This is a genomic window from Pseudomonas sp. FW305-E2 (assembly GCF_058782925.1).
This window is the reverse complement of sequence record NZ_JBYSYE010000006.1, coordinates 187,145-201,315: the sequence shown is the minus strand read 5'-3', so window position 1 is coordinate 201,315 and position 14,171 is coordinate 187,145. Positions and strand designations below refer to the sequence as shown.

At 58.9% G+C, this 14,171-nt stretch carries 20 protein-coding genes and 2 pseudogenes; 8 read left to right on the top strand and 14 right to left on the bottom strand.

All coding sequences use genetic code 11. The features are described 5' to 3' along the window. A pseudogene (locus tag AC3WLP_RS08740) lies at positions 1 to 140 on the top strand (phosphonate ABC transporter, permease protein PhnE); the annotation flags it as partial. Positions 141 to 176: 36 nt separating this feature from the next. On the opposite strand, the gene AC3WLP_RS08735 reads toward AC3WLP_RS08740, so the two are convergent. Continuing rightward, the gene (locus AC3WLP_RS08735) at positions 177 to 1,070 is read right to left on the bottom strand and encodes a bestrophin family protein (protein ID WP_014861462.1); all 894 of its coding nucleotides are present in this window, start codon (positions 1,068 to 1,070) and stop codon (positions 177 to 179) included. A gap of 222 nt (positions 1,071 to 1,292) precedes the next feature. On the opposite strand from AC3WLP_RS08735, the gene AC3WLP_RS08730 reads away from it, so the two are divergent. After that, positions 1,293 to 1,586, top strand: a complete 294-nt coding sequence (locus AC3WLP_RS08730; RefSeq protein WP_088513028.1) for a type II toxin-antitoxin system RelE/ParE family toxin — start codon at positions 1,293 to 1,295, stop codon at positions 1,584 to 1,586. Further along, positions 1,583 to 1,879 (top strand): addiction module antidote protein, encoded by a 297-nt coding sequence (locus AC3WLP_RS08725; RefSeq protein ID WP_004576347.1) that lies wholly within the window; start codon positions 1,583 to 1,585, stop codon positions 1,877 to 1,879. Before AC3WLP_RS08730 ends, AC3WLP_RS08725 begins: the two co-directional genes overlap by 4 nt. 10 nt (positions 1,880 to 1,889) lie before the next feature. Here the strand turns inward: AC3WLP_RS08725 and AC3WLP_RS08720 are convergent, their stop codons facing one another. Beyond that, complete coding sequence (locus tag AC3WLP_RS08720) at positions 1,890 to 2,369, bottom strand: GNAT family N-acetyltransferase (RefSeq protein WP_047603278.1); 480 nt, start codon at positions 2,367 to 2,369, stop codon at positions 1,890 to 1,892. Positions 2,370 to 2,539: 170 nt separating this feature from the next. Next, complete coding sequence (locus AC3WLP_RS08715) at positions 2,540 to 3,187, bottom strand: trypsin-like peptidase domain-containing protein (RefSeq protein WP_088513056.1); 648 nt, start codon at positions 3,185 to 3,187, stop codon at positions 2,540 to 2,542. A gap of 342 nt (positions 3,188 to 3,529) precedes the next feature. Here AC3WLP_RS08715 and AC3WLP_RS08710 point away from each other — a divergent pair, with 342 nt between their 5' ends. Next, positions 3,530 to 3,952: a bleomycin resistance protein gene (locus AC3WLP_RS08710; RefSeq protein ID WP_012051239.1), complete on the top strand. Its 423-nt coding sequence runs from the start codon at positions 3,530 to 3,532 to the stop codon at positions 3,950 to 3,952. Positions 3,953 to 3,967: 15 nt separating this feature from the next. Here the strand turns inward: AC3WLP_RS08710 and AC3WLP_RS08705 are convergent. Next, a pseudogene (locus tag AC3WLP_RS08705) lies at positions 3,968 to 4,078 on the bottom strand (effector protein); the annotation flags it as partial. Between the two features lie 434 nt (positions 4,079 to 4,512). Here AC3WLP_RS08705 and AC3WLP_RS08700 point away from each other — a divergent pair. From AC3WLP_RS08700 to AC3WLP_RS08690, 3 genes are all read left to right on the top strand, one after another. After that, positions 4,513 to 5,928, top strand: coding sequence for an NAD(P)/FAD-dependent oxidoreductase (locus AC3WLP_RS08700; RefSeq protein ID WP_041166846.1), 1,416 nt, complete (start codon positions 4,513 to 4,515; stop codon positions 5,926 to 5,928). Between the two features lie 79 nt (positions 5,929 to 6,007). Next, entirely contained in the window at positions 6,008 to 6,502 is a 495-nt protein-coding gene (locus AC3WLP_RS08695; protein WP_012051241.1) for a RidA family protein, read from the top strand. Positions 6,503 to 6,919: 417 nt separating this feature from the next. Beyond that, the gene (locus AC3WLP_RS08690) at positions 6,920 to 7,753 is read left to right on the top strand and encodes a site-specific integrase (RefSeq protein WP_256596047.1); all 834 of its coding nucleotides are present in this window, start codon (positions 6,920 to 6,922) and stop codon (positions 7,751 to 7,753) included. Positions 7,754 to 8,127: 374 nt separating this feature from the next. Here AC3WLP_RS08690 and AC3WLP_RS08685 read toward each other — a convergent pair whose 3' ends face one another. The 10 genes from AC3WLP_RS08685 to AC3WLP_RS08640 all read right to left on the bottom strand — a co-directional run bounded on the left by AC3WLP_RS08685 (position 8,128) and on the right by AC3WLP_RS08640 (position 13,727). Next, positions 8,128 to 8,367, bottom strand: a complete 240-nt coding sequence (locus AC3WLP_RS08685) for a hypothetical protein (RefSeq protein ID WP_088513025.1) — start codon at positions 8,365 to 8,367, stop codon at positions 8,128 to 8,130. After that, complete coding sequence (locus AC3WLP_RS08680) at positions 8,357 to 8,560, bottom strand: hypothetical protein (RefSeq protein WP_088513024.1); 204 nt, start codon at positions 8,558 to 8,560, stop codon at positions 8,357 to 8,359. Before AC3WLP_RS08680 ends, AC3WLP_RS08685 begins: the two co-directional genes overlap by 11 nt. Further along, positions 8,557 to 8,970: a DUF2528 family protein gene (locus tag AC3WLP_RS08675; RefSeq protein ID WP_088513023.1), complete on the bottom strand. Its 414-nt coding sequence runs from the start codon at positions 8,968 to 8,970 to the stop codon at positions 8,557 to 8,559. Before AC3WLP_RS08675 ends, AC3WLP_RS08680 begins: the two co-directional genes overlap by 4 nt. Next, positions 8,967 to 9,419: a hypothetical protein gene (locus AC3WLP_RS08670; RefSeq protein ID WP_088513022.1), complete on the bottom strand. Its 453-nt coding sequence runs from the start codon at positions 9,417 to 9,419 to the stop codon at positions 8,967 to 8,969. The genes AC3WLP_RS08675 and AC3WLP_RS08670 overlap by 4 nt, the downstream gene beginning before the upstream one ends. Before the next feature lie 69 nt (positions 9,420 to 9,488). Then, complete coding sequence (locus AC3WLP_RS08665; RefSeq protein WP_088513021.1) at positions 9,489 to 9,779, bottom strand: hypothetical protein; 291 nt, start codon at positions 9,777 to 9,779, stop codon at positions 9,489 to 9,491. A gap of 5 nt (positions 9,780 to 9,784) precedes the next feature. Further along, positions 9,785 to 12,472: a toprim domain-containing protein gene (locus AC3WLP_RS08660; protein WP_088513055.1), complete on the bottom strand. Its 2,688-nt coding sequence runs from the start codon at positions 12,470 to 12,472 to the stop codon at positions 9,785 to 9,787. A gap of 8 nt (positions 12,473 to 12,480) precedes the next feature. Beyond that, entirely contained in the window at positions 12,481 to 12,714 is a 234-nt protein-coding gene (locus tag AC3WLP_RS08655; RefSeq protein WP_027615440.1) for a hypothetical protein, read from the bottom strand. A gap of 66 nt (positions 12,715 to 12,780) precedes the next feature. Beyond that, the gene (locus tag AC3WLP_RS08650) at positions 12,781 to 13,020 is read right to left on the bottom strand and encodes a hypothetical protein (RefSeq protein ID WP_088513020.1); all 240 of its coding nucleotides are present in this window, start codon (positions 13,018 to 13,020) and stop codon (positions 12,781 to 12,783) included. After that, the gene (locus tag AC3WLP_RS08645) at positions 13,017 to 13,496 is read right to left on the bottom strand and encodes a YmfL family putative regulatory protein (RefSeq protein ID WP_305887922.1); all 480 of its coding nucleotides are present in this window, start codon (positions 13,494 to 13,496) and stop codon (positions 13,017 to 13,019) included. The genes AC3WLP_RS08650 and AC3WLP_RS08645 overlap by 4 nt, the downstream gene beginning before the upstream one ends. A 30-nt stretch (positions 13,497 to 13,526) precedes the next feature. After that, entirely contained in the window at positions 13,527 to 13,727 is a 201-nt protein-coding gene (locus AC3WLP_RS08640) for a DNA-binding protein (RefSeq protein ID WP_004576333.1), read from the bottom strand. Between AC3WLP_RS08640 and AC3WLP_RS08635 the strand changes: the two genes are divergently transcribed. Then, positions 13,644 to 14,168: a helix-turn-helix domain-containing protein gene (locus tag AC3WLP_RS08635; RefSeq protein ID WP_088513054.1), complete on the top strand. Its 525-nt coding sequence runs from the start codon at positions 13,644 to 13,646 to the stop codon at positions 14,166 to 14,168. The two genes, AC3WLP_RS08640 and AC3WLP_RS08635, sit on opposite strands and share 84 nt — an antisense overlap. Positions 14,169 to 14,171: the final 3 nt, after the last annotated feature.

Here is a 14,171-nt window from a genome sequence, read left to right as displayed (position 1 = left end):
GGTTGGGGCAGATGCTGTACACCACCTTGAGCCTGTTCCAGGAGGCCCAGGCCAGCACGGTGATCATCGGTATGCTGGTGTTGGTGTTGCTGGTGGATGTGTCGAGTGATGTGTTGCGTCAGCGCTATGTGCGGGCCTGACGGAGAGCCCGGGCTGCAAAGCAGCCCCTATATCTCTCAAGCGTCTACAGCCTCGGCACACTGCGCCTCCCGCTGCATCGACTCCAGGTTACGCTCGATCGTCTCGCATATGGTATCCATCTGGATCTGATGCTCGCTGAACCTGAACGGGCTCTGCAAGTCCGTGCCGATCCGCTCGATGGCCAGCAACATGAACCCTACCACCGTCGACGCCAGCGGCGTGAACCAGCCTAGCGACTCCACCAACCCCACGGGCACGATCAGGCAGAACAGGGTGATGAACAGCCGTGGGAAATACACATAGGGGTAGGGCAATGGCGTATTGGCAATCCGCTCCATGCCGCCCTGGGCGTTAGACAGGTCTACCAACGTTGACTCCAGCCGCGCCAGGCGAATGCTGTCCAGCCGCCCGGCCTGGTATTCCCGCGCCAGCAAGGCTGCCGAGCCGCCGAGAATGTCATTGGCGAAATTGTTCGAGCGGTTGCGCCGTTCGAACTCCGCCGGTGGGATGAAGGCCATCAGCTCCTCCGGGCAGCTTTCGCCTTTCAAGTGCGCCGCCAGGCAGTTCACATAGGCGATATGCCGGCGCAGCAGGGTGGCCTTGACCGGGTTCAGGCCGTCATCCGGGTCATCGATCAGCGTCAGCGTCTGCCGGGCGAAGCTGCGCGAACTGTTCACCAGCGCGCCCCACAGGGTGCGAGCCTCCCACCAGCGGTTGTAGGCGCTGCTGTTGCGAAAACTCACCAGCACCACCAAGGCTGAGCCCAGCAGGGTCAGCGGGATCAGTGGCAGGGTGAACTTGCTGTTCAAGAACAGCATGAAATCGATGGTGACCAGCACATCCCAGATCAGCAGCCAGAACAGCGACCAACCGATATAGCCGATGGTCTTCACCACCAGGCGGTACTTGCGGGCGATGACGTCTTTCACGTGGGGGCACCTCGAAACGCGGGGGATGCAGGATGGGACGCCGAGGCTCGTCGAAGGTTCGAGGGTTGAATGTTGCAAGGGATTATGTAGCTGAAACGAAGGGAAAACTCCGACCAGCCTATCAGACGTGCCTGAATTCCTGATTCAGCTCAAAAACGACAGAGCGGGTCGCTTCAATCCTTGAATGGGTGTATCCATAAGGATACGATTGGGGACCACTTGATGTTTCTCGTTGAACAGACGGAAAGCTTTGCCGCTTGGCTATCGAGCTTGAGAGATTTGAGGGCCAGGTTGGCGATAGGTCGTAGGCTGGAGCGAGCAGCGGCGGGCAATCTTGGTGACATCAAGTGGCTTGGAGGCGGTATTGGTGAGCTTCGCATCGACGTAGCTGCCGGTTATCGCGTCGATTTCACGCAAAAGGGGCAGAGGTTGGTTTTACTGCTGGTCGGCGGCGACAAGTCCACCCAAGCCGCCGACATCCTCAAAGCCAGAAAGCTGCTGAAGGAGATGAAATGAGCGAAAAATTGATCCCGTTTGATATGGCAGCCTTGTTGAGCAGCGATGAGGCAATCAGTGAATACCTTAGCCAGGTGCTATCAAATGGCGATACCGAGGAAATCATTCGAGCACTTGGCCATATCGCTCGTGCACGGGGCATGACACATATTGCTACGGAGAGTGGGCTGGGTAGAGAAAGCCTGTACAAGGCGCTGAGCCCTGGCGCGAAGCCTCGTTTTGACACTGTATTGAGGGTCATTCGTGCTCTGGGGGTGGACCTTCTCGTTCAGCCACATGCAATGACCCGCTGATCCAGCTCGGTTAAGTCAGTATTTGCTTCATCTGCACCAACGCTACCCGCGTGCCGTCCCACGCCTGCCGCTCCTCGATGCCGAACGGTGTGAAGCCCAGCTGTGGATAAAGCAGCAAGCCTGCGGTGTTGTGATTGAAGCATGACACCCAGACCTCCCGGGCGCTGTACTGCTGGCGGGCGAGGTCGATCATTGCCGTTACCAGATAACGCGCTACACCAAGGCCGCGGGCGCTGGGGGCCACCACTACGTTGCCCAGGGCACATAGGCCGCCATGTTCGGCTTTGTAGAAATTGGCGAAGGCCAGGACAGCGCCGTTATCTTCCACTACCGTGGAGCCGCTGCGTTGGGCTATGGCGTCGCTCAGCTGGTTGGGGGTGAGGGGGTAGGTGGCTTTGGGGAACATGTAGAACAGTTCGTCCGGGCTCTGCGGGAAGCTGCAGATAACGGGGATGTCTTCAGGCCGGATGGGACGATGGGTCAGGTGCATGGCAGGTCCTTCTCGCGTTGGCTGGCAGGGCCTCTTCGCGGGTAAACCCGCTCCCACAGGTACTGCACAAGGCTCAGATCCTGTGCAGGCCCTGTAGGAGCGGGTTTACCCGCGAAGAGGCCATCAGCCTCACATCATAGGCCGCTTTCCATCCAACACCGCGCCCCGATTCACGGCTTGGCGGCCACCGCCACGTAGCCTTTGACCGCAGCCGGCGCCCTCGGCTTGGCCTTGTGCGCCAGCAGGTACTGATAGCGTCGCCATTCCTTGTCGATTTCGCTGAACGACATGAACACGCTGATACGGTCCTTGCCGACCAGGTCCGGGCGCTTGCCCGCATCGATCTCGTTGGTGGGAATGATGGCCACGTTGATGCCCACCACCTTGCCGTCATCGGCAAACACCGGCCCACCCGACATGCCTTTGGTGATCGGGCCGTCATGCACCGAGTAGAAAACACTGCCAGGCGTACCTTCAAGCCGTACCAGCGACGACAGGGCATGGCCCTTGCCCTGCATCGGCATCATGAAACTGTTGAAACCCACCGCCGTCACGGCTTCCCCTGGCACGTACTGGCGCCAGTGCGGCACGCTGCTGGCTTTGTGCTTGAAGAACACTACGTCACCGAGGCCCTCGTGGACCACGTTGCGCAGGAAGGGGGTGTGTTTGGCGGTCACAGCGTAATCCTCGTTCCACTGGATGGCGCTGGCCATCAGCAACATCGGCAGAGGGGCACCAGAAGTGACCACGAAAGCCTGACTGTAGACGGGATCTGAAACGTACGACGTTGGCACTCCATTGCACCCACTGAGCAGCATCATTGCCGCCATGCAGGGCGCGATTGTTTTCATGTGTCACACAGGGCGTGGAAAAATGGGAACGCAACTATGGCTAAGTGCCATTACGCTAGCAATACTTTCGGCATATATCCGACGAATGACAGCTTAAGTGTTAGTCATGACGGCGGCCAATAGAATGCAGGTATGGCTACAGGTCCCAGAGCCATCGGGGCGGCGTCAAAGTGAAGGGATTTTTTTTCGGGCGGATCTGAGGGTGTGAACTGCATTGAGCTGCATTGGGCGACCACACTGACAAGCTACCTTTTTCAGGGCGACCTGTTCATAGTTGCCAGTCGACTTACCCTGAAAGGAATCAGAACATTGTTTAAGCTAAATCCCCTGGTGCCGGAGCTGATTGTTTCTGATCTACCTCGCAGCCTGGCATTTTACTGCGGCGTACTCGGCTTCAAGATTGAATACGACCGGCCAGAAGAGCATTTTGCCTTTCTGTCTTTTGGCGGCAGCCAGCTGATGCTGGAGCAGGACTGGCAGAGTGAGTCACCCTGGCGGGTCGGCCCGCTGGAGCCGCCGTATGGTCGAGGCATCAACCTGTCGATCGAATGCGCTGATGCACTGGCCTTGGTCGCGTCGCTGGGGGTTGCGGGGCATAGCATCAGAAAGCCGATTGAAGAGTGTTGGTACCGCCAGGGCGGCATGCTGGTCGGCCAGCGCAATTTCCTGGTGCAGGATCCGGACGGCTACTTGCTTCGGTTTGCTGAAGATCTCGGCGTGAAGAGCGCCTGAGCCACGGGCGGGCACACGAAAAATTGACCCCAGGTTGCGCTCGATGGTCTCGCAACGGGTTTCCATCTGGATCTGGTGCTCACTGAACCTGAACAGGCTCTGCTAATCCGTGCCGATCCGCTCCATGCCTCCCTGTGCATTGGACAGATCTACCACCGTCGGATCCTGATGCCCTTGTCCACACTGAATATGTGGCAATGAAGTGTTGCCGCATAACGCTATGCACCCACACAGTTACTGAATCCGCAGCGCTTATTGCCCCCGCGCACTTTCGGAACTAAGCCAGCATCTTCGCCCGAACTAACTTCCCTCTTTCGAGTGTTGAGTGTCGCCATATTAACTATTTATGTCACTTGCGCGATAGTTTCAAAATGGCTGAACTAAGTATTTGTCCACAGCGCTTTTTCCCGAAGCGGGTCATCAACAAAATAGCCGCCCTTCAATTTTAAACATCAGCCTGACCCGGTGGCCGAAAGTTGGCCGCGGCGGCTGGCGGCCGGGTAGGTGGCTCGCCGCCTGAGCTGATGAACCCACACCGATTACCAGGAAAGGAAAGTGTCATGGGAATGACGAGGCGTAAATTTTTGATCGGCGGCGGCGTCGTGGCTATTGCAGGTGGCGCAGGCATTCTGACCCCCTTGCTGACCCGCGAAGGCAGGTTGATCCCCGGCAAACCGCGGTTTGGTTTTGTAGAAGGTAGCGAAGGTGCGCTTCCCAAACAGGCAGACGTCGTCGTTGTTGGCGCTGGTATTCTGGGGCTCATGACCGCAATCAATCTTGTCGAGCGTGGCCTCTCGGTAGTCGTCGTTGAAAAAGGTGATATTGCCGGCGAGCAGTCATGCAGGTTCTATGGTCAGGTCATGACCTACAAGATGCCTGATGCGACGTTCCAGTTGCACCATCTTGCCAAACAACGGTGGCGCGAGATGAATGCCAAAGTGGGTGCAGATACCAGCTATCGCACTCAGGGCCGGGTCGAAGTTCCTTTCGATGAAGAAGACCTGGAAAACGTCAGAAAGTGGATCGATGTCAAAAGCCGGGAAGTAGCAGCGGACAACCCCTTCAAGACTCGGATCATTCAGGGGAATGAACTCGAACAGCGGCTGCGCGGTGCATCCTCGAGCTGGAAAATTGCAGGTTTCGAGGAAGACTCCGGTAGCCTGGACGCCGAGCGCGCATCGTTTGTCATGGCGGAGTACGCCAAGAAAATGGGTGTGCGCATCTACACCCACTGCGCCGCAAGGGGCCTGGAAACCCAGGCGGGCGTCATCTCCGATGTGGTGACCGAGAAGGGCGCCATCAGGACTTCTCGCGTGGTCGTGGCAGGCGGCGCCTGGTCCAGGCTGTTCATGCAGAACCTGGGCGTCGATGTGCCTACCTTGCCGGCCTACCAGTCCCAGCAAATCATCAGCGCGGCACCCCGTGCACCGGGGGGCAACGTTGCATTGCCAGGGAATATCTACTTCCGCGAGCAGGCCGACGGTACATACGCCACCTCGCCGCGCGTCGTCGTTGCCCCGGTGGTCAAAGAATCGTTCATGTATGGTTATAAATACCTGCCATTGCTGGCCATCCCCGACTTCCCGGTGCACATCTCACTCAACAAGCAACTGATCGATTCGTTCACTCAGCCCACCCAGTGGAGGCTGGACGAGGTATCGCCCTTCGAGAAAAACAGGCTGATGACGGCGGCCCCGGATATTCCAGAGCTGGATGCATCTCTGGAAAAGCTCAAAGTCGAGTTCCCTGCCTTCAAAGATGCGAAGTTGATCGATCAGTGGAGCGGTGCCATGGCCATCGCCCCGGATGAGAACCCGATCATTTCGCAGGTCAACGAGTACCCAGGCCTGGTCATCAACACCGCGACCGGTTGGGGTATGACGGAAAGCCCGGTGTCGTCCGAGCTGACGGCAGACCTGCTGCTTGGAAAGGCGCCGGTGCTGGACCCGAAACCCTTCAGTTTGTATCGATTCTAAGTACGCATACCGCAATGGAATGACCCGTACACGCATAAACGGTGCGTGTACATTCTTGTGTAACCATCAGGAGAGAAATATGAAATGCGCTTTCAAGACCGTTGCAGCATTGGCGTTGGGAATAGCCGGTGGCAGCGTTCATGCACAAGATATCGTGCGCCATGGCGCAGGTAGTTTCCCTATCTCGTCGGCTGTAGAGATTCCTGCCGGGAAGTCGGTCGTCTATCTGAGCGGTTCCGTCCCGTCGGTGATCCATCCCGATGCGCCCAAGGATTCGCTGGAAGCCTACGGTGATACCAAGGCACAAACCATCAATGTGCTTGAAAGCATCCAGCAGCAGCTGAAAACGCTGGGTCTTGGCCTGACTGACGTGGTGAAGATGCAGGTTTTCCTGGTGGGTGGGCCGGAGAACGGCGGCAAGATGGATTTCGACGGTTTCATGGCTGGCTACACCCAGTTCTTCGGGCCAGCCGCCAAGCAGCCGGTGCTACCTGCGCGCTCGGCGTTCCAGATTGCAGGCCTGGCGCATCCTGCCTGGCGGGTTGAGATCGAAGTGACAGCGGTTCGTCCCTGAGAGGGCCTTGGCCCAGCCCGACAAAATCGTCGGGCAAAAAAAAACCGACCATAAGGTCGGTTTTTCCGGATTTGGTGCCCCGAGGGGGCAACTTAGGGATGTTGGCAGAAAGGTGACATAGCTGGCGTACTGCTTCAAACCACTGATTACGCTGGTTTTTCGCTGATCTGCTGAGTGCAGTTCACGGCGATTGGCTGCGTTGGCGTGATAGCCTTTACGCCACTTTTACGCCAGCAAGGACAGAGGTAGGGAATGGCATCATTTCGGAAGCGTAGCGGTGGCTGGCGAGCTGAGGTGGCTAGGTTAGGGATCCGGGACACCAGGACCTTCGTGACGAAGGCCGCAGCAGTTGCATGGGCCACCACCCGTGAGGCCGAGATCCTAGCCTCTGCCGGCGGGCCTAAGTGCTCTGTGGAAATGACCGTGTCCGAAGCGTTGCACCGCTACAAGCGTGACGTTACCCCCACCAAAGCTGGGAAGAAATGGGAAGAGCTCCGGCTGGACAAGTTTGATGCCGAACTTGAATGGGTAGGGGAATTTATGTCGGACGTCACCACTGACCAGGTAGCCAAGTGGCGTGACGCCAGGCTTCGAGTAGTCGCCAGTCCCACCGTTCGCCGTGAGATGACTTTGCTGTCGTCCGTATTCGAGATTGCGCGTCGAGAATGGCGCACATGCATCGTCAACCCTGTGCGCGATGTGAAGCGTCCGCTCAACAATCCGCCCAGGGACCGCCGCATCGAGCCGGCGGAAGAGACTGCATTGCTCAACCGGCTTGGCTACGTTGAAGCCGAAGTGCCTGTGACGCTTCACCAGGAGCTGGCCATGGCATTTCTGATCGCCTTGGAAACCGCTATGCGGCAAGGCGAAATTCTTGGGATTACCGCGAAGGCTGTGAACCTGAAACAGCGCTTCGTACACCTGCCATTGACCAAAAACGGATCTAGCCGAAATGTGCCCCTCAGCAAGCGGGCCGTGGGATTGATCGGGATACTTTTGGGAGAGAAGAAAGGTGCTGAAAAACTGTTCAGGCTAACGTCCGCGTCGGCCGATGCGATGTTTAGGAAAGTGCGAGATGATGTGGCGATTGTGGGCCTTACGTTCCATGACACCCGTCATGAGGCTATTACACGACTGGCAAGGAAAGTTGATGTGCTCGACCTTGCCCGCATCACCGGTCACAAAGACCCTCGTTCATTGATGGTCTACTACAACGCCACTGCTTCAGAAATGGCGTTACGGCTCGATTAAAAAAGCCTGCGCGAGGCAGGCTTTAACTTTATGCACGCTTCCTGGTGCGAGGTTCTGGCAGCCTTGCTCTGTTCTGCCTGCTCCAGGAGATCACTTCCCCAGCAAACCACCGTTTGGATGCCCGCTCTCCGGTAGCGCACGGCTGCATGCTCTCTGGAAAGGTTTCTTGCACAACGACACGGCGTTCAACTGTGTACTGGGCCAACTTGAGATAGTCGGCAATGTCCTGCGTTGTCCACAGCTGGTCTTGAATGGCCACCTGAGGTCGCTTCAGCTGACTGATCAGTTCGTTTAACGAACTGATGAGAGCAGCGTTATCAAGCATCAGCGCTTGGTTCAAGTGGGAGTGCACGTTACTCATTTCGGTTTTTCTCTCAGCTGCTGCGCTGGGCGGTGAATTGAACGTGTGGGTCAGTGCTGGAGCGGTTGGCTGCGAACAGATCCGGTTGCGCCATCTGGGCGCCGAGCTTGCTGGCCAAGGCGCGTGCAGCTGCATCGGCGCTGATGGTGCTGCTGGCGGTGGCCTTCTCGCCGCGAGCCCGGGCTGTGTAAGTGCCGTCGCTGAGGCGAACGCTGATGACCAGGTCGCGGGTTTGCGATTGATTAGCGTGCATATCGGCGGTCCTGCTGTGCTTTCTTGGCTTTGACGTTGGCCATGTAGGCCTCCCATTCAACAGATTTCCGCTGCTGGCGGATCTGGCTGCACCGGTGGTGCTTCTTGGTGGAGCGGGCCTTGTTGCAGATGTCGCAGTGGTTTGGCAGGTCCAGCGAGTGGCTGGCAAGGCGTGGTCGAGTTTGCTGGCTCATGCACTCACCTCCGAAACGGCGACATCCTCGTAGCAGGGGAGATCAACCTCGGCACCCACGACCCGGATCCCGCACCACCCGAAGCTGTCGCCCTCGACGCGACCACCCCAGCCCTCGCTGTCATGGAGCTTTTCGGTGGTCTTCTGGCAGTACCAGCGGTCGGCATCACCGAAGTCGGCGCCACGGTCCTCAAGGATCTCGCACATCACCTCAAGCCCAGCCAGCCGAATCACGGTTCGGACAATATCCCCGTCCTGCTCGTCCAGCCTGTCCTCGGCGCTTGTCCAGAAACTGTTGATCTGCTGGGCCCGTTCGGCGGTCAGACGGTCGAGGTCGACCTCGAGCACAACCTCGAAATCCTTCCAAGTGTCCTTTACCTTGAAGCGCTTGATGTTTGCGGGAGTGTTCATTCCGCATCCCCCTGTACTGAGGTGCGGGTCGGCTCAAATGCCAGAAGCAACCCGGCCATGTAGTCAATGGCTTGCATGGCGTTATCGTCTGCCTCGCCGAACACCTCCCGGGCCATCGCTTCGGCGCGGGAAACAGCCGATTGCCAGTCTGCTGGCGGCTCCTCCGCGATAACGTCGGCGTCCCAGCCGGTTGCTCGGCGCCGGCGCATTAGGTTGAGCGCCTCGGCAGCGCCCTTCGCCATCCCGTGATAGCTGCCGGCTGCCAGGTCGCCTACGAAATCCTCCAGTGCATCCATGGCCGCAAGGCCGTGGCCTTGGCTCCAAGCGACAACCTCGCCGCCATCCACTTCCCGCGGGACGTTCTTGCCAGTCGCGCCACGGATTACCAGGGTGTCATAACGCATTGTGTTAGCCTTCTGTGTGCCGACTTCGGGGGTTTCTACTTGCATGTTGTTTCTCCTTGGGTTGGTGGTCGTCGGGGAGGTGCAACTCCTCGGCGCCTTTTTTCTGGTCAGCTGCTAGTCACGGCATACCAGGAAAATCTCGAGGTCCTGCAGCTGGCCTTCGTCGTCGCAGCTGCTCCATTCCAGTACCGCCTGCACTTGGGCCCTGGTGCAGTCCATGACCAGGATCCCGCGCTCGCCGCGTGCCACGCGCACTTCCAGGATCTCCAACAGGCCATCGGCGGCGTAGGCGTCCGCGTAGATGTAGGGCACGGCTCCAGTTGAAGCCGGCAGCCGTGCGGTGACGAACCCCATCAGGTCCGGCGCTTCTACCTTCCAGTCGCGATTGATTACGTGAATGTCCATGGCGGTTACTCCCGGAAGACAAAGCAGCGAACGGACTGCGGGATGTTCTGGGTCGGCAACGCGGCCTGCAGGCGAGCCCGAATCACGCTCTCGATCCGCTTCTGGTCCGACAGGCACTGGCGTGCACGGCAGTCCTTGAGCAGGCGGCGCAGTACGCCCAGCTCCGGAATCCGCTGCCGGTGCTCCACGGCTACCTCGGCGAACTGGTTGAGGTTGATGGCGATCTGGCCAGGGGTCTTGCTGTGGTTCACCAGAGGGGCGCCCGGCAGCGACTCGAGGTAGTCGTAGACCTGCCAGAACTCGTTCACCTCTTTCGGGTCCGTGGTGATGGCTGCCTGGCGCTCGCTGGCGGCCTTCTCGACGTACTTGCGGCACGCCTTGACCATGTGGTCCGGGATCTCGATCACCAGCTGCAGGCAGTCCACCAGGGCCAGCATCATGGCGTGGTTCTTGATCACACGATCCGAGGTCAGCTTGCGGTTGGCCCACAGCTCGGCGCGGTACTTCGGATACAGCTCGGCAAAACGCTTGAGGATCTTCGGCTCGGCCCGCATGGCCTTGATCATGAAGTGGCTGACGTCTTCAAGCTCGGTCTGCACGATCGCGTCAGCGGCCCGGCGGCTCGCCTCGGTGATCGTCGGCTTGAGGAACGGCAGGCGGAAGATCCGGCTGATGATGGCTTCGTGACCAACAACGATGGCGTTCTGAGCGATCACGATCGAGGCGCGGAACGGCGGCTCGTAGGTGTCGTTGCTGTTGGACTTCACGCCACGGGTTCGCAAGGTGCCGCCGCCGTAGAAATCCTTGAACTGGTCCCATTCGAAGGCTTTGGTGTTGTCTTCGTTGGTGTTCCGGTCGGCCTCGAGCAGCACCAAGGGCAGGTTGGCCACCTGGCCCATGGCACGGCTCAAGCCAGAGAACGAGCTTTTGGCCGGGTCGAAACCCTCATACAAACGGCCGAACAGTTTCCACAGGAACTTGATCAGGGTCGTCTTGCCCGAATCGGGCTCACCGGACATTTCCAGGAACGGGAAGCTCTCATGCTCGGCGCGGATCTGCTCGGCGAACAGCGAGCCAAACCAGTAGGTCAGGGCCAGGATCCCGTTCTCGCCGAAGCAGGTCCACAGGTGCTGAAGCCAGTCCTCGCGGTAGCCCTTTGCCTCCAGCTTGTTCTTGATCTTCACCGACCTCATCAGACACTTGACGCGCTGCTTGCCGAACTCGAAGTAGTCCTCGTCGTTGGCCTTGTAAAGCGAGCCGTTGTGGATGGCGATGTCGTTGAAAATGTAGGCCTGGTGGTCGCGGCTGTAGCCCAGGAAGTCGATGGTCTCGACGGTCTTGAGGCCTTCGGTCTGCCGCAGGATGATCTGGTCCAGGTGCTTCTGGGTACCCAACCAGGAAGCGCTGGCATGCATCAGGCGGGTCTTGAACTCGCTGCTCGAGGAGATCTGCTTGGGTGTGAAGGTGTAGTTTTCCCCCTCGTCGTCCTGCTTGCCCGCTACCTGGAAATAGAACCAGGCTTCATTGGTGACATCACTGACTTGCTTGTACAGCGCTTGGAATCGGCAGTTGGCGAGCAGCTTCAGCGAACAGACTTTCTTGAGCACATCGCGGCGATCGTCTTCGTCATCCTGGTGTTTACTGCCGGCCAGCTCCTTTTGCTCCTCCTCGAGCTTGGACAGGTCGAACTTGGCCCAGTAGGTCTGATTGCCGAAGTCGAACGCGAACTCGGTGAATCCCTCGTCCCACATGTACATCAGCAGGGCCTTCTCCCGGGCGGTCGGGGCCAGCAGCAGGTCGCCCTCGTGGCGGGCAGCATCCAGATCGCGCTTGCGCTTGTGGGAGCGGGCTGGGCCTTCCTCCTCGAACTGCCAACGCTGGTGCAGGTCGTTCCAATCGACCTTCTTGTCCCGTTGTGGAATGAGCGCGGCCTCGCACTCGAAACCCATTTCCTTCGCCTGCTTGGCCCAGCGCTGCAGGTAGCCGCGGGCGGTGGGCTCGTTGTCCAGGGCCCAGACCAAGGTGGGGAGGTTGCCCGGGCGCTTCTCGGCCAGCTGCTTCAACGCCTCCACCGGGAAATTCACGCTCGACATCGCCGACACTGCGTCGATTCCGTTCTGAACCAGGGCGATGGCGTCGAAGATGCCTTCAACGATCCACAGCTCTTTGACGGCTTCAAGCTTGAGGCTTGGTGGGCACCACCACTGGCCCTGCGCGCTGTATCCGAACTTGAAGCGAGCCTTCATCTTGCCGAAGCGGGCAGGACGATCGATCAGCCGCTCCCAGTAACCGCCGTTCGGCAGCGGGAATCGCACCGTGGCGCTGGCCTCGCCGCTCTCCTGGTTGACGTAGTTTTCCTGGGTGAACCAGCCAGTCATCTGCCAAGAATCGAGGCCCCGGGAGAATTCCAGGTAGGTGCGGGCGGTCAAGTGCGGGTCGCTTGCCGTGGCCGGTGCACGCTTGCTCCAGTCCTCGAACAGATCCTCATAGATGTCTTTGACATGCTCGATGTGGCCGCAGCGCTCCGGGCGCCCGCAGCGGATTTGCCACGGGTTGTCATGGCGGGCATACAGCTCTTTCTTTCCACAGGCCGGGCAAACGCCGCCACGCATGTAGTTAGTGCCGGTGCGCAGCTTCAGGCCGAAATCACTTTCCAGCCTTTGCAGCACTTGTGAGCGGATATCTTCATTCATCATGTCGGTTACTTCGCAGTTTTGAGGCTGTAGGTCAGCGCGCCGATCAGCCGGCGTTGCGCGCCCATGACGGGATTCTTCAGGACGATTGCGGTGTGGCGGTCTTTCTCCGCCACGTAGCGGTAGGTATCCGTCCACCAGTGCTCAGTCAGCGCTTGGCGGTACTCGGACTTGAGCAAAGCCAGCAGGGCGGTGGCCTGCTCCGGGCTCATTTCCGCCTTGATCACCATTTTGTTATCCATCGAAACCTCGACTTCGGACGCAGCTCACCCAAACCCACAGAAAGCGGGGCAGGGCAAAGGGGTTAGTTAGGTGCGCGCTGCGCGGGGGGGCGAGCGATCAGCTGCGCCCAGGCCAAGGTCGGTCATGGCGAGGTGCACGGCTTTTTCAGCAGTTGGGTCTGAAACGTTGTGGTCGGCGACCAAGTGGCCAACAGCACGGGTGAACAAGCGGTCGTCGCCGCTCAGGTGTTCGGCTTGGTGGCGTTGCAGGTAATGCATTGCCGAGGATTTCAGTACGTCCTGGTAGTCCGGATGGGTGGCGCTCATGCTGCCACCCCCGCACGGGCGCGGTGCAGCGCGATCGCTGACAAGACCTCAGTATGGCGAGCGGACATGTGGGCTTCGTGGGCACGCATGATCTCCTCCGCTTCGGCACTGGAAATTGAGCCATCAGCCAAGGCCTTGGCAATCTCGAGGTCTACAGCTCCGCGCCTGGCAGAGGTGACCATCGACATGGTGTAGAGCTCGACGTTGTCCAGCACTTCGACGTCAGCGACCTTCACGAAAATTCCGCCGTATAGCGAGGCAATGAACTCCGGCAGGAACGTCGTATGCGCGGTCGTCTCCAGCTGGCAGAGCTGCAGGTCATTGAGCGGGCGGGCGTTGTTGTTTTCGTAGGCATGGTTGTCGAACTTCTTAAGCTCGAGGCCGAGGTGGGCAGCAGCTTGGGCCCGGCCGCCCGGGTATGCGCGGATGATCGCGCTGACCACGGCTTTCCTTGTCTTGAGAACTGAGCGATTCATGTTCTGATTCATCCCTAGTGGCCAGTGGCCTTATTCTTCGATTACGCCGTCTTTGATACCCAGCAGTACCGCTGCACGGTGTGCCTCCCCCCGGCGACCTTTTCGACGACCGTTGAGAAGGTCGCTGACCAAATTTTTGTTCAGGTCATGAATCCGACTAAATTCCGCGATGCTCATCCCTTTTCGATCAAGCGCTGCGCGGGCTTGCTCCGGCGTAACTGGCGCGGGCATAGTGTGTTGCCTCCTGTTGCAACGAGTTGTTTTGTGTTCGTTGGTGGTGATTATGCACGCGAAATTGGTCTTGTAAAGGGTGAATGCTTGAAAATTTGTGCGTCTGAATCAGCGCCTGAAGGATCGGTCGGGGATCGGCTGCGCGAAGAAAGGGTCCGGTTGAGCCTCAGCCAAGAGGATCTGGCCCAGGCGGGCGGAGTAAACCGGAACACTCAGGGCAGCTATGAGCGCGGGGTAAGGAATCCCGACAGTGCTTATTTGCTTGGCATCGCTCCCCTGGGCGTCGACGTGGGATTCGTTCTCTTTGGGAGGCGGTCCGTCGATACCGGACTTAGCTCCGATGAGGCTCAACTAATCGAGCGCTATCGCTGCATCCCAGAACAGGATCAGCAGGCGCTTCGTCGCTTCTTGAAGGCGATGTTTGATGATGCTGGCCGGTAATCT